The organism is Neptuniibacter sp. QD72_48 (assembly GCF_047778065.1).
GTDB lineage: Bacteria > Pseudomonadota > Gammaproteobacteria > Pseudomonadales > Balneatricaceae > Neptuniibacter.
The window spans coordinates 2420183-2433143 of sequence record NZ_CP180547.1; the positions used below are offsets into that span (position 1 = coordinate 2420183).

Below are 12961 nucleotides of genomic sequence, written 5' to 3' on the forward strand. Positions count from 1 at the left end.
TGCCGATCAAAATATAAATTGTACTGATTATTATTTACAATTTTTATGTAGTAGCGTTCGTTCAACCAGATAAAGCGATAGGGGAAGTATGAAGTTCGCTGAAAATAACAATCAAGCTGCCGAGTACCTTCGTCAGGCAGTGCCTTTAATGGTTAAGCATAATATACCGCCTAACCCGCTTAATTATGCTCTGTGGTATACCTACGTTAGTGATCGTGTACCTGAGCTAAATGTGCAACTTGATAAGACCCTAACGACATACGGAACCTGTCCTACCATGCTCAGTGAACAACTGTTCCGTGAGCACATGATCAGAGATGAAATTAATGGCGCTGAGGACATACAGGCCAACCTGATCAGCCTTATTAACGACCTTCACGAACATGCCGGCAACGCTGCCGAAAAAACTGAGAATTTCAGTAATGTTCTTGAAGAGAGTTTAGAAGCACTTCACCAACAAGAAGATGGTGAAGCTAGCCTACCTATTGAATCAATAATTCACGCCCTTTCCGACCACACAAAATCGGTCAGTGAAACTGCGCGCCAATTCCAAGAAAGGATGAATGAAGCTCAGGCGGAAATTCAATCACTGAAAGAAGAGCTAAACAAGACCCGTCAAGATGCAAGAGTTGACCCTCTCACCAATCTATTCAACCGCCGCGCATTTGATGCAGAGATAAGTCAATTAGTGGGTGTGAATGATCCAAGTTTAGTGCACTCCTTCGTTCTTGTTGATATCGATCACTTTAAGCGTTTTAACGACACTTATGGTCACCTCATGGGCGATAAAGTGTTGCAGTATGTAGGTAAACTATTAAAAGAAGTTTGCCCAGAACCCATGTTGCCAGTTCGTTTTGGTGGTGAAGAGTTTGCAGTATTAATGCCTCAAACCGATCAAGAAACGGCAGCAGAGCTTGCGGAACAAGTACGTCAAAAAATTCAAGCGATCCGCATTAAGCAGAAAAAGTCTGGTGAAATTATCAGCTCTATAACTGCGTCGTTTGGTGTTTCCCAACTCACCGTTGGCGAAACCTCTGAGCAATTGATTGAACGTACCGATAAAGCGCTTTACCAAGCAAAAGATAGCGGCCGTAACCAGGTTGTTATCTCCTCGTAAGATTTGAGTACACCTCATTCGCTGGAAAAAGGAAAGTAGGGGCTACGTTGTAGCTCCGAACCCCCCAGCCCTATCAATTACCTACCAATTCCTAATTCTGCATTTTGATTCGCTGAGTTTTAGCTGCTTTTCCAATAATTCAGCTTCAAAAGCTAAAATCAATGACAGTTCAAAAGCATTTCAGTATTTTTCACTATTAGAAAATCAATAATCAAAATTAGTTTTCTACAAAATCTTAACCAATTTAGATCACACAAAATTCTATATTTACAATTCAGTTATTTTAAATCTGTATAATTTTATACCTTCGCTTTATCTCAGCCCCGCAGTTGTATAGCATATTCCGCATATTCCTAAGCTGAGTTAGTCTTGGATACGCCTTAATGAAGTCTAAGATTTTATTTTTCTTATCTTGTTTTTACTTCACCTCAGTTCAAGCAGAAGACAGGATTCACATATTTGCAGCCACCTCTTTAACAGCACCACTAGAAGAACTGTCCGCAAACTTCAGAGATAAACACCTGCACTCTCCCTCTCTGACCTTTGCCTCTTCCTCTGTACTGGCACGACAAATTACCCAAGGCGCCCCAGCTCATCTCTATATTGCAGCTAATCAACGCTGGATGGATTACGTAGAGAATCAAGGTGCCCTTAGAACTAATACTCGTAAGGCCTTAATCAGTAACAGACTGGTAATTGTTGGAAACAAAAATCACGTAATTGCCCCGTTCCAATTTTCCGAAGCAATCAAAATTGATCAAATAATTGATCGACATGCACGTATCGCTATTGGCGACACTAATCATGTTCCTGTGGGTATCTATGCAAAAGAGGCTTTGCAATCTGCCGACCTTTGGCAAGAGTGGCAAAGCTATTTTGCCCCCACCAACAGTGCGCGATCAGCATTGGCTCTGACTGAACGAGGTGAGACACCGATGGGGATTCATTACAAAACCGATATTGTAGATAAACCTCAGCTCAATATACTCAGTGAGATCCCAGAATCGATGCATAGCCCAATCATCTATGAGGTTGCTAAAATTGAGGGTAAGGATACCGCTAGTACCTCATTATTTTATGAATTTCTATTTAGCGAAGAGGCAAGCAACGTTTTCAAACGCTATGGTTTCAAAACACTGCAAGATAAATAATCCATGTTTATAACAGAATACGAGTGGGCCGCCCTATTACTGAGTTTGAAAGTTTCACTCACATCTGTTCTGTTTAGCTTGCCCGTTGCTATTGGTGTAGCTTGGATTCTCGCGCGAAAAAAATTCCCTGGTAAGACCTTATTAGATGGCATTGTTCATCTACCTTTAGTACTTCCACCTGTCGTTATTGGTTATCTTTTACTAATTGGTTTTGGCCGCCAAGGCTGGCTTGGCAAACCACTTTATGAGCTAACAGGACTGAGTTTCAGCTTCAGCTGGCAAGGTGCGGCATTGGCCGCTGCCGTCGTTGCATTCCCGCTGATGGTGAGAGCTATAAGGCAAGGCTTTGAAGCAGTGAATCCGAAGCTTGAATATGCAGCAAGAACCTTAGGTTCTTCACCCACCAAAGTATTTTTCACCATCACTCTGCCATTAACACTGCCCGGTATTTTAACGGGGATCATTCTGGGCTTTGCCCGTTCGCTGGGTGAGTTTGGCGCGACCATTACTTTTGTCTCCAATATTCCTGAAATTACGCGTACGATCCCTCTAGCAATGTACTCCTTTATTGAAACGCCAGGTGCGGAAGTCCAAGCAGCTCGATTATGTGCCATAGCAATATTCATAGCCTTAGCGTCCCTCTTAGCTTCTGAATGGCTAACACGAAAAGCCAAGCAGAAACTTGGAGGCACACATGCTTAAAGTTGCCTTAGATACCCAATTGGGTGATCTCAAAATGGAATGTGACTTTGAACTGCCTCGCAGTGGTGTGACCGTAATTTTTGGGCGATCAGGCGCTGGTAAAACCAGTCTGATTAACTATATCTCGGGCTTAATAAAACCCCATAAAGGCCGTATATCTTTAAACGGGCGTGACCTTACCAATACCGAAACCAAACGCTTTTTACCGCCAGAGAAACGAAGTATCGGCTATGTATTCCAAGAAGCCCTCCTTTTTCCGCACTACAGTGTTCAAGGTAATCTACTGTACGGTTCGGAATACACTCCAGAAGATGAGAAATTCCAAAGCGTAGTTGAGATGCTAGATATTCAAGCGCTGCTGCAACGCTTGCCTAATACCTTGTCTGGCGGTGAGAAACAGCGTGTGGCAATCGGGCGAGCCCTACTTTCCGATCCAGGCTTACTGTTGATGGATGAGCCCTTAGCCTCACTCGATCTACCACGAAAGAAAGAACTATTACCCTACTTAGCAAAACTAGCGAAAGAGGTTGAGTTACCCATTCTGTATGTAACTCATAGCCTAGAAGAGATTATCCAGCTAGCTGATTACTTGGTTTTGCTAGAACAAGGGAAGATTCTGCAGTTTGGTAACGTTGAAGAAGTTTGGTCATCAGAACAGATGCGCCCATGGCTATCCGGTGATACCCGCAGCTCTCTATTCAACGCAACCCTAGACCATCATCACCCTAAGCATACAATGTCCTGCTTGAACATATCCCACAGTACTCAGCTGTGGATGCGAGCCTTAGATATTCCTCCAGGCACACCCTTACGTTTACGTATTAAAGCTAACGATGTGTCTTTATCTAAAGAGCAACCTCAGCAGACCAGTATTCGTAACATACTACCAGCTACAATCATGCAGATTGATGAAGAGTCGTCGCATCAGATAGAGGTGGTTCTGAATATAGGAGGCTGCAAGCTATGGTCACATATAACGTGTTGGGCGTTAACGGAACTTAATCTCCAAGTCGGAGACAAAGTATATGCTCAAATCAAAGGTATTAGTGTAACCCAAGAAGATTGGTCTGGACTGTGACGGATTAATTTGTAACGATCACTCAACATTGAAAGCTAATATTAATTTTATTGTCTTCTAAAATTTGTGTGTAATGGACCGATGACTACAACAAAGCGCACCATAATCCACTACTTGATCGCAATGACGCTGTTCTCTATCTACGGTGTTCAAGTCTGTCCATTCTTAGATTCTCTTACCACTGCGCAGTTGCTATTACCCATCTTAGTCACCTTTATTATTCAAGGCAGCCTTAGGTACCTGCTTGAAGGTCAAATTCAAAAACAACCGCTTAAAACCAAGGTAAGCTTCCAGTTCAAAGTCGATCTTGGTTTATTTGTCGGCTGCTCTATACTACTGGGCCTATTCAATACACTGATATATGAGTTCCCATTAGAAAGCGCAGGTAAGGTGCTAGTCGGCATGGGAGTGCTTGGTTATCTGATCTCTTGTGATCTCGCCCTATTCAAAGAGCACCAACTCGCCCAATGTTTACAAGCTCAAAAAGAACATTTGGAGCCAGATAGTTCTCCTTATCCGCTCACTAAAAAATTCACTTGGTTTGCAACGATCTGTGCTATCTCAGTAATCGGTGTTGTGTTCTTAGTAATCAATAAAGATTTGGAGTGGCTGATCCACACGGGCGACAGTATTCCACTAGAAACCTCACAGCGCTACATTTTGACTGAGATCGTCTTTGTCGTAGGTGTAATGATGACCTACATCTTAACTATCATTATGGGCTATGCCCGTAATCTCAAATTCTTTATTCAAGCGGAAAACAGCACCCTCAAACAGGTATCCCTAGGTGAGTTAAATACAGAAGTACCGGTTACCACTAATGATGAATTTGGTTTGATGGCACTGCATACCAATCAAATGATCAGCTCACTGGCGCAACGTACTCGCGAACTCAACGTGACTCGTGATGCCAGTATATTAGGTTTAGCCAGTTTGGCCGAAACCCGCGATAACGAAACCGGCGGGCATATTTTACGTACCCAAAACTATGTACGCGCTTTAGCCATTAAGCTACGCCAAAACCCGAAACATGCTGATTACCTGACGTCGGAAACAATCGAACTCCTATACAAATCAGCACCACTACACGATGTTGGTAAAGTCGGTATTCCAGATAGTATTCTGCTGAAACCGGGTAAGCTGACAGATGAAGAATTCGACATTATGAAGCAGCACCCACAAATTGGTGCTGATGCATTAGAGGTTGCTGAGAACCAACTGGGTAGTAACTCTTTCTTAAGGATTGCTCGTGAAATTAGCTTAACCCATCACGAAAAATGGGATGGTAGAGGTTACCCGAACGGCCTACAGGGCGAAGATATCCCGCTGTCAGGTCGCCTAATGGCCGTAGCTGATGTCTATGACGCCCTTATCTCTAAACGCGTCTACAAACCTGCATTCAGTCACGAAAAGGCTAGAGATATTATCGTTGAAGGTAAAGACAATCACTTTGATCCAGAAGTGGTCGAAGCCTTCTTAGCCTTAGAAACCGAGTTTAAAGAGATTGCCGCTGAATACAGCGATGAGAATACCGTCGCCGCATAAGCTATAAATAAGCTTATGCGTGTAACGAAAACTGCTTATGCTGTTGATCCCATAACCAAAGGTTGTCATCTGTAATCTCGACGCCACCACGCCAAAACGAATAGTGATTTCCTTGCTGCCAGTGCCTTATACCTTGAAGCGCTTCAGCTCCTGCTGCAGTTAGGGAATACACCGCCGGCTCACCATCGGTCACACTCACGTAGGGTTGATCAGCTTCTATCAAGCAATCCAACTCATGTTTGACCGACAAGTCTCCCATAAAAGGATCCACTTCTAATCGCTGTAAATGATGGAAAATTCGCTGGAAAGTCGCCGGGCCTGACAGTATTTCGTAATAACGACTTTGCGCTGTCGCACCTTCTGGTAGTCTGCCATGCTGTTCCAGCAAAGCTAGATGTACTTCCAATGCGGGCAGCTCATCCGGCGCTTTTAAAAGCGTCAGAAGAAGATAAGTCTGAGTTAAAGTTAAACCCGTTTCTAAAGCCGGAAATTCACAGCAAAAGCGTCTTAATGCCTTTTGCATATAGGGCCAGCCTTCAATCGGTTCTGCTGCATAGTCAGCTAATCGTTCAGGGCTAGCAGCCGTTAAAGCAGACCATATATCAGTAGCTAATTTAAGTTGCTCTAAAGTAATTAACTCTCGCTGTGGATAGAGGCCAACCAACATATCCGGGGTGAGGTTACCAAAGCCATGAAAGAAAGGAACTGCAGGATGATCATCAATACAGATTATGGACAGCTTCGGTAATTGATCGAACTGTGAATAGAGATTCTGACAAACATCTAACAACTGCAACTGATCATATAGATCATGTTCGAACCAGAGAACGATCTCATCAAATTCCGCGACACGCGCTATAACTTGATCACGCTCGCTAAAGTCTTTTGTGACAAGCGCTCTGGGATCATCTATATCCAGATCACTGTTAACTAACAGCTCGGTCAAAAAACTAATCCGCGCCTCGCGATTTAAGGCAGGGTGACTTAAAACAGGGCCATCATGTAATAGGTCTCGCCAACACAATACTTCGCCATCAATGCCTTCTGCTTCCTGCAGCATATCCCCGGCGCAATCGCCATTTGTGATATGTAACTTCACTCTCGACTCCTTGAATGATTTATCAGAACTCCCCGAACTGATCTACAGCATAAGCGATTTTAACCTTTAACGTTAGGCTTCTGGGATAACCGCCAATAGATCAGTCACCGCCAAATCGATACCTTTTTGGCTCAGCATCGTACTCACCTGCCCGCGGTGATGGGTTTGATGATTAAAGAAATGTTGCAACAGATAGCCAAAACGCTTTTCAAACTTATTACCCTGCATATTGCAGTAAACCAAGGAGTGGTTCAGATCATACACTTCGATCTCATCGCATAATTCGACAATGGCACGATCAAGCAAGTAACGCGCATCCCGCAGTTCTTCAAAATCGGAATAAACTACCGTGCTTAGTTTGGCGGGGCGCTCCATCGCTCTTACTTCTTCTAAACTTTTGTAATTTGATGGATGATCGGCAAAACGTTTTAACCAGATAATATCGCCCACCAATATATGGTTAAGCGTAGCTAAAATAGACCCAAAAAAAGCTCCCTGATCTTTACTAACTTCTCCCTCTTCAAGCTCGCTTGCGGCTTCGTAGATACTTTCATTCATCCATTGGTTATAACGAGCCATCAGCTCAAACTGGTCTTTCAGTGTCATAGTTCCTCCTTAGAATTCATCCATTTAAACAGCAAAAGATGACAACTTATAGAAACCTTACAAATAAAAGGTAGAATGCTGTTTTTTCTTTCTAGGTTAACTCTATGCTTAGCGTTTTAGTGATTGGTTACGTCTGGCCCGAACCCAACTCTTCTGCAGCTGGTAGCCATATGCTGTCACTGTTACGCCTGTACAAGCAGCAAGGGTGGAACGTTACATTTGCCAGCCCTGCACAAACCACAGAGCATATGATCAACCTAGATGATGAAGGCATCGCGCACTGCAATATCCAACTTAACAGTGACTGCTTTGATCAGTTCGTCAGTGACCTTAATCCCGATATTGTGATGTTCGACCGTTTTATGATGGAAGAACAATTTGGCTGGCGAGTAGAAAAGAACTGCCCTGAAGCCCTACGCATTTTAGATACCGAAGATCTGCAATGCCTGCGTAATGCCCGTCATCAAGCCGTTAAGCAAAACCGCGAGATGACACTAACAGATCTCTACTCAGACATTGCCAAACGAGAGATCGCAGCAATCTATCGTTCCGACCTTTCGTTAATCATCTCCGATTACGAAACAGAGCTTTTAAAAAATCAGTTCTCGGTACCAGAACAACAATTCCATCATCTACCTTTTATGCTCGATCTGGATAAGCTGCCAGACCAGGTTCCAAACTTTGCAGAGCGCGCTCACTTTATGATGATCGGAAACTTCCGCCATGCGCCTAATTGGGATTCAGTGCTGGAGATGCAAAGGCTATGGCCGCAGATACGCCAGCGCCTAAAAGAGCGCGGCGAAACCGATGCGGAACTACATATCTGGGGATCTTACCCACCACCTAAAGCCACAGCGTTAAACAACCCTAAAACCGGCTTCCTTATCAAAGGCTGGGCAGAAGATGCCTACGATACATTTAAGTCAGCCCGCGTTTGCCTTGCCCCGCTACGTTTTGGCGCTGGTATAAAAGGTAAGTTACTGGATGCAATGGTCTGCGGCACGCCAAGCATAACTACATCTATAGGTAGTGAAGGAATGCTATCCGATCCGAGCCAATGGCCAGGAGCGATTGCTGATAACGATGACGCCTTTATCGAAGCCGCGGTAGAGCTATATCTAGATCAGCAAGCATGGCAATGCGCTCAGCAAAATAATAAAGCACTGCTACAAGATAGATACGATGGTAACCAAACTGGACCTGCTCTGATTTCACGTGTTAAAGCGCTGTTGGAAAACCTAGCGCAACATCGCCTACAAAATTTCACTGGGGCCATGCTTAATCATCACAGCCTTAAAAGCACCCAATATATGTCCCAATGGATAACGGCGAAAAATAAGCTGGAAAGTACGCTAGACAATCAAGAAAAGTCATAAACTTGTCACAGTGCTGCTTTACTCTGCTAAGATTTTTTAGATGAGTAAAGGACAGAATATGGACAAGGTTTGGGAAGTCTTTTGGCGATTCCTATTATTGGGCTGCACCAGCTTTGGCGGCCCTGCTGCACATATCGGTTACTTTCAAAAAGCCTTTGTACAAGAAAAAAAATGGATCGATCAGGATTCCTACGCAAGGTTAGTTGCCCTTAGCCAATTTCTACCGGGTCCAGGATCAAGCCAAGTGGGTTTTGCACTTGGTCTAAGACAAGCGGGCCTTTACGGCGGTATTGCAGCTTTCCTTGGCTTCACGCTGCCCTCTTTTCTCATTCTCTACCTGCTTGCTACAACTGATACACAAAACAGCGGTGGCTTTCTTACGGGTGCCGTTCATGGCCTCAAGCTCTTAGCCGTTGTCGTCGTTGCTGATGCCACGCTGAGCATGCAACGCAATTTCTGCAAAGATAACCAATCACTCAGCATTGCTATCTTCACTGCTGCGGCCCTTCTAATCGCCCCCTCTTTGTGGACGCAGATGACCGTACTGCTTATTGCAGCCGCTGTAGGCATCTATCTTAAAAAAGCTGAACTGACTTCAACAGATAAAGATAAAGATCCAGAAACAGCAATTGAAAAGACAGAACAACCGGCAAAACTACCGTTAATAATCTTCGCCCTACTGTTTATTCTAATGCCTCTATTTGCCCTTATTTCTGACTGGGCAGCACTCTTTAACGCGTTTTACCAAGCGGGCAGTTTAGTGTTTGGTGGCGGCCATGTTGTCTTGCCACTTCTGCAACAAACCCTTGGCGAAGCGGTAGATCCAGACCGCTTTGTCGTCGGTTATGCTGCAGCTCAAGCGATCCCCGGCCCGATGTTTACCCTTGCTACCTTCCTTGGTGCGGATATGCAAAGCAATGCAGCACTTATGGGGGCTATCGTTGCAACACTAGCGGTTTTTCTGCCGGGTTTTTTACTGGTACTGAGCTTACAAGGTGCATGGGAGTCATTAGCGGCGAAACCTAAAATTGCAGGTGCCGTTTGGGGTATCAATGCAGCCGTTGTAGGTTTGCTGCTTTCGGCTTTGTACCAACCAGTATTTATCACCAGCGTGACCTCTGGATTAGATATGGCATTGGTGATTATCGGCTTCTTTACCCTACAAAAATTTAAGCCGCCGATCTTGGCGCTTGTAGCAGGGTTTGCAATGGCTGGATGGGCTTTTTTCTAACTAGCTGCTTTTCAAACAAATTCTTCGATATAAGGCTGGCTCTTAGAGGGTAAGAGTTCAGCCTACATCAAATTTGTTTCTCCACCTCAAGTTCGTATGTCATAAATTTGCTTCCCATCAGCTCGCTCTCGTATACATTTTTCGACAACTTCTTTAAGAAGTTATATTCAGGTCGCGTGTGAAGGAAGTGAATAAAGATCGTTTTATGGCCTAGTTCTTTAGCCCAGCGCATGATTTCACGAAATATCTGTTTTCCTATACCCCAATAGCTGTCGTCGATGACAATAGCGATCTCATATTTTCCTTCTTCCAACTGTATACCACACCATCCTGCTAACGTGTTCTTAACCTTGATCGCTCTAACCCTACAACCCTCAGCAGCATCCACCTCTATTTTCTCCTGAATCCAATCAGTCACCATCTCAAGATCAAACAGCTCATGACCAATCAGATGCTCCCGCGTTGATCGCTTATTTAACACCGGTAAAAACTCTAGCGGCTCTATCTCGGTGAATTTTACGTATTCTAAATAATGCATATGACCTTCATTTTTCAACCAACTCGCTGGAGCTGAAACATCTTAATCTTTCGCGAAGTTAGATGAGGCTCTTCGATAATTATCTGTAATACAGTTTAGTTACAAAAAAGCCGATGTATTTAACATCGGCTTTGGTTTTTTCCGTAGAGGGGAAAATTAGTTTGAGCTTGGCTCACGCATAGTGACAAACTCTTCAGCAGCGGTTGGATGGATCCCAATCGTGCTGTCAAAGACCTCTTTCGTGGCGCCGGCTTTAAGAGCGATACCAATACCTTGAATGATTTCACCTGCATCTGGGCCAACCATGTGAACACCCAATACTTTACGGCTATCAGCATCCACCAGCATCTTCATAAAGGTACGTTCTTCACTGCCGCTGATAGTATGTTTCATCGCACGGAACTCAGATTTGTACACTTCAATATTGTCGTACTGTTCACGTGCTTGCTCTTCGCTTAAGCCGACAGTGCCGATATTAGGCTGACAGAACACAGCAGTTGGGATTAGATCGTAATCTACTTTCTGGTTTGCACCTGCATATAGGTTACGTACCAATGCCATACCTTCTGCAAGCGCAACCGGCGTTAGCTGAACACGGTCAATTACATCACCTACAGCGTAAACAGATGGCACATTGGTCTGGAACTCATCGTTAACCACGATAGCGCCGTTTTTACCTTGTTCGATGCCCAGCGCTTCAAGACCCAAGCCCTGAACCTTAGGGTTACGGCCCGTTGCGTACATGATCTGATCGGCTTCGATTACAGAACCATCAGTCATGGTCGCAAGCAGGGAACCATCCGCTTGTTTCTCGATTGCTTCAATATTGTTGTTGAACTGCAGATCCACACCTTTCTTCGCTACCTCTTTGGCAGTGAATTCACGAATCTCGTTATCAAAACCACGTAGGAACAGATCACCACGGTAAGCCAAGGTTGTTTTCGCGCCTAGGCCTGCAAAGATACCGGCAAACTCAACGGCGATATAACCACCGCCTACAATCAGAGCGCGCTTAGGAAACTCTTCTAAGTAGAACACTTCATTAGAACTGATAATGTGCTCTTTCCCCGGAATATCCGGAATGTTCGGCCAACCACCTACAGCAACCAGAATGCGCTCAGCAGTATATTGCTGATCACCTACAGCGACTGTGTGCGCATCCAACAAAGTAGCGCGACCGTTAATTAGCTCACAACCTGAGTTCACCAATAGGTTCTGGTAGATGCCGTTTAGACGCTCAATCTCTTTGGTTTTATTGTCACGAAGGGTCGGCCAATCAAACTCCATACCTTTATGAGTAAGACCAAAACCAGCCGCTTCTTCAAAGCTTTCTGCGTAGTGAGATGCGTATACAAATAGCTTTTTAGGTACACAACCTACGTTTACACAAGTGCCGCCAAGGTGGCGATCTTCTGCAATGGCAACTTTAACACCCATGCCTGCTGCCATACGTGCCGCACGTACACCGCCTGAACCCGCACCAATTACAAATAGATCAAAATCGTATTCCGCCACAATCGGCTCCTTTTCTTGTGTCAATCTTCAATGTGCTCACTGTACTGAAACCTGTATATGAAGGCCAATAAAGAAAGTTAAACACCCCAATAGAATTTACTAATTCATTATGAGTATCCATCCGGCTAAATGTTCACTAAAATCCATTTTTTATTTTTGTTCAGGATTGCGGCCTTATGAAACTGATTTGCTTTAACGTTAACGGACTACGTTCCCGCCTTCACCAGCTACAAGCGGTTATCGATAAGTATCAGCCAGACGTTATTGGCCTGCAGGAAACCAAGGTTCATGACGAAGCCTTCCCAATGGCAGATGTTGAAGCGATGGGTTACCACGTTGAAATCCACGGGCAAAAAGGTCACTACGGCGTATGTCTGATCTCGAAAAAGCCATTGAGCAATGTACAAAAAGGCTTCTTAACTGACGAAGAAGACGCTCAGCGCCGCATGATCATGGGTGACTACGAAACTGACGAAGGCAACGTAGTGACAGTTTTGAATGGCTACTTCCCTCAAGGTGAGAACATTGAGCATGAAGTTAAATTCCCAGCCAAGCGTAAGTACTATGCTGATCTACAAAGCCACTTAGAAACAAACTACACACCTGATCAGAACATTGTGGTGATGGGCGATCTAAACATCTCACCAGAAGATAAAGATATCGGTATTGGTGAACCAAACCGTAAGCGTTGGTTAAAGACCGGTAAAGCCAGCTTCCAACCAGAAGAGCGTGAATGGTATAGCAAGCTAACGGGCTGGGGCTTAACTGATTGCTTCCGTCATCAGAACCCAGATGAAGATCAGGTATTTAGCTGGTTTGATTACCGCTCTCGTGGCTTCGATGCCGAACCAAAGCGCGGCCTACGCATCGATGGCATCCTACTAACGGCGCCATTACTAGAGAAATGTACTGACTCTGGCGTGGATTACGAAATTCGCGGTATGGAAAAACCATCCGACCATGCGCCAATCTGGGCAGAGCTAAGCGTTTAATTAAGATTTTT

12 protein-coding genes are annotated in these 12961 nt (G+C 44.5%); 8 read left to right on the forward strand and 4 right to left on the reverse strand.

Features of this window, described 5'->3' with window-relative positions:
• Positions 1-88: 88 nt before the first annotated feature.
• The 5 genes from ACMXYX_RS10870 to ACMXYX_RS10890 all read left to right on the forward strand — a co-directional run bounded on the left by ACMXYX_RS10870 (position 89) and on the right by ACMXYX_RS10890 (position 5593).
• Complete coding sequence (locus tag ACMXYX_RS10870) at positions 89-1117, forward strand: GGDEF domain-containing protein (protein ID WP_415896491.1); 1029 nt, start codon at positions 89-91, stop codon at positions 1115-1117.
• 383 nt (positions 1118-1500) lie between these two features.
• Entirely contained in the window at positions 1501-2268 is a 768-nt protein-coding gene (gene modA, locus ACMXYX_RS10875; RefSeq protein WP_415896492.1) for a molybdate ABC transporter substrate-binding protein, read from the forward strand.
• Between the two features lie 3 nt (positions 2269-2271).
• A complete protein-coding gene (modB, locus tag ACMXYX_RS10880; RefSeq protein ID WP_415884046.1) occupies positions 2272-2970 on the forward strand; it encodes a molybdate ABC transporter permease subunit in 699 nt (232 codons plus the stop codon).
• On the forward strand, positions 2963-4048 hold the full coding sequence (gene modC, locus ACMXYX_RS10885; RefSeq protein WP_415884045.1) for a molybdenum ABC transporter ATP-binding protein ModC: 1086 nt from the start codon (positions 2963-2965) through the stop codon (positions 4046-4048). Before modB ends, modC begins: the two co-directional genes overlap by 8 nt.
• 81 nt (positions 4049-4129) lie before the next feature.
• Positions 4130-5593, forward strand: coding sequence for an HD-GYP domain-containing protein (locus ACMXYX_RS10890; RefSeq protein ID WP_415884044.1), 1464 nt, complete (start codon positions 4130-4132; stop codon positions 5591-5593).
• Between the two features lie 13 nt (positions 5594-5606).
• On the opposite strand, the gene ACMXYX_RS10895 is transcribed toward ACMXYX_RS10890, so the two are convergent.
• Together ACMXYX_RS10895 and ACMXYX_RS10900 are read right to left on the reverse strand one after the other, a co-directional pair.
• On the reverse strand, positions 5607-6692 hold the full coding sequence (locus ACMXYX_RS10895) for a DUF1835 domain-containing protein (RefSeq protein WP_415884043.1): 1086 nt from the start codon (positions 6690-6692) through the stop codon (positions 5607-5609).
• 72 nt (positions 6693-6764) lie between these two features.
• A complete protein-coding gene (locus ACMXYX_RS10900; protein ID WP_415884042.1) occupies positions 6765-7298 on the reverse strand; it encodes a DinB family protein in 534 nt (177 codons plus the stop codon).
• Between the two features lie 104 nt (positions 7299-7402).
• Between ACMXYX_RS10900 and ACMXYX_RS10905 the strand changes: the two genes are divergently transcribed.
• Positions 7403-8674 carry a glycosyltransferase gene (locus ACMXYX_RS10905; RefSeq protein WP_415884041.1) on the forward strand — a complete coding sequence of 424 codons (1272 nt, stop codon included), beginning with the start codon at positions 7403-7405 and terminating at the stop codon, positions 8672-8674.
• Between the two features lie 40 nt (positions 8675-8714).
• Positions 8715-9905 (forward strand): chromate efflux transporter, encoded by a 1191-nt coding sequence (gene chrA, locus ACMXYX_RS10910; protein WP_415884040.1) that lies wholly within the window; start codon positions 8715-8717, stop codon positions 9903-9905.
• 67 nt (positions 9906-9972) lie between these two features.
• Here chrA and ACMXYX_RS10915 read toward each other — a convergent pair whose 3' ends face one another.
• Both ACMXYX_RS10915 and gorA read right to left on the reverse strand, forming a co-directional pair.
• Positions 9973-10443 carry a GNAT family N-acetyltransferase gene (locus ACMXYX_RS10915; protein WP_415884039.1) on the reverse strand — a complete coding sequence of 157 codons (471 nt, stop codon included), beginning with the start codon at positions 10441-10443 and terminating at the stop codon, positions 9973-9975.
• Between the two features lie 156 nt (positions 10444-10599).
• Positions 10600-11958 carry a glutathione-disulfide reductase gene (gene gorA, locus ACMXYX_RS10920; protein ID WP_415884038.1) on the reverse strand — a complete coding sequence of 453 codons (1359 nt, stop codon included), beginning with the start codon at positions 11956-11958 and terminating at the stop codon, positions 10600-10602.
• A 176-nt stretch (positions 11959-12134) separates the two neighbouring features.
• On the opposite strand from gorA, the gene xthA reads away from it, so the two are divergent.
• The gene (xthA, locus tag ACMXYX_RS10925) at positions 12135-12950 is read left to right on the forward strand and encodes an exodeoxyribonuclease III (RefSeq protein ID WP_415884037.1); all 816 of its coding nucleotides are present in this window, start codon (positions 12135-12137) and stop codon (positions 12948-12950) included.
• The last annotated feature ends 11 nt before the right edge of the window (positions 12951-12961 follow it).

Coding starts and splice junctions, on each gene's coding strand:
- ACMXYX_RS10870 (WP_415896491.1), top strand. CDS start 89: ATGAAGTTCGCTGAAAATAACAATCAAGCTGCCGAGTACCTTCGTCAG.
- modA (WP_415896492.1), top strand. CDS start 1,501: ATGAAGTCTAAGATTTTATTTTTCTTATCTTGTTTTTACTTCACCTCA.
- modB (WP_415884046.1), top strand. CDS start 2,272: ATGTTTATAACAGAATACGAGTGGGCCGCCCTATTACTGAGTTTGAAA.
- modC (WP_415884045.1), top strand. CDS start 2,963: ATGCTTAAAGTTGCCTTAGATACCCAATTGGGTGATCTCAAAATGGAA.
- ACMXYX_RS10890 (WP_415884044.1), top strand. CDS start 4,130: ATGACTACAACAAAGCGCACCATAATCCACTACTTGATCGCAATGACG.
- ACMXYX_RS10900 (WP_415884042.1), bottom strand. CDS start 7,298: ATGACACTGAAAGACCAGTTTGAGCTGATGGCTCGTTATAACCAATGG.
- ACMXYX_RS10905 (WP_415884041.1), top strand. CDS start 7,403: ATGCTTAGCGTTTTAGTGATTGGTTACGTCTGGCCCGAACCCAACTCT.
- chrA (WP_415884040.1), top strand. CDS start 8,715: ATGAGTAAAGGACAGAATATGGACAAGGTTTGGGAAGTCTTTTGGCGA.
- ACMXYX_RS10915 (WP_415884039.1), bottom strand. CDS start 10,443: ATGCATTATTTAGAATACGTAAAATTCACCGAGATAGAGCCGCTAGAG.
- xthA (WP_415884037.1), top strand. CDS start 12,135: ATGAAACTGATTTGCTTTAACGTTAACGGACTACGTTCCCGCCTTCAC.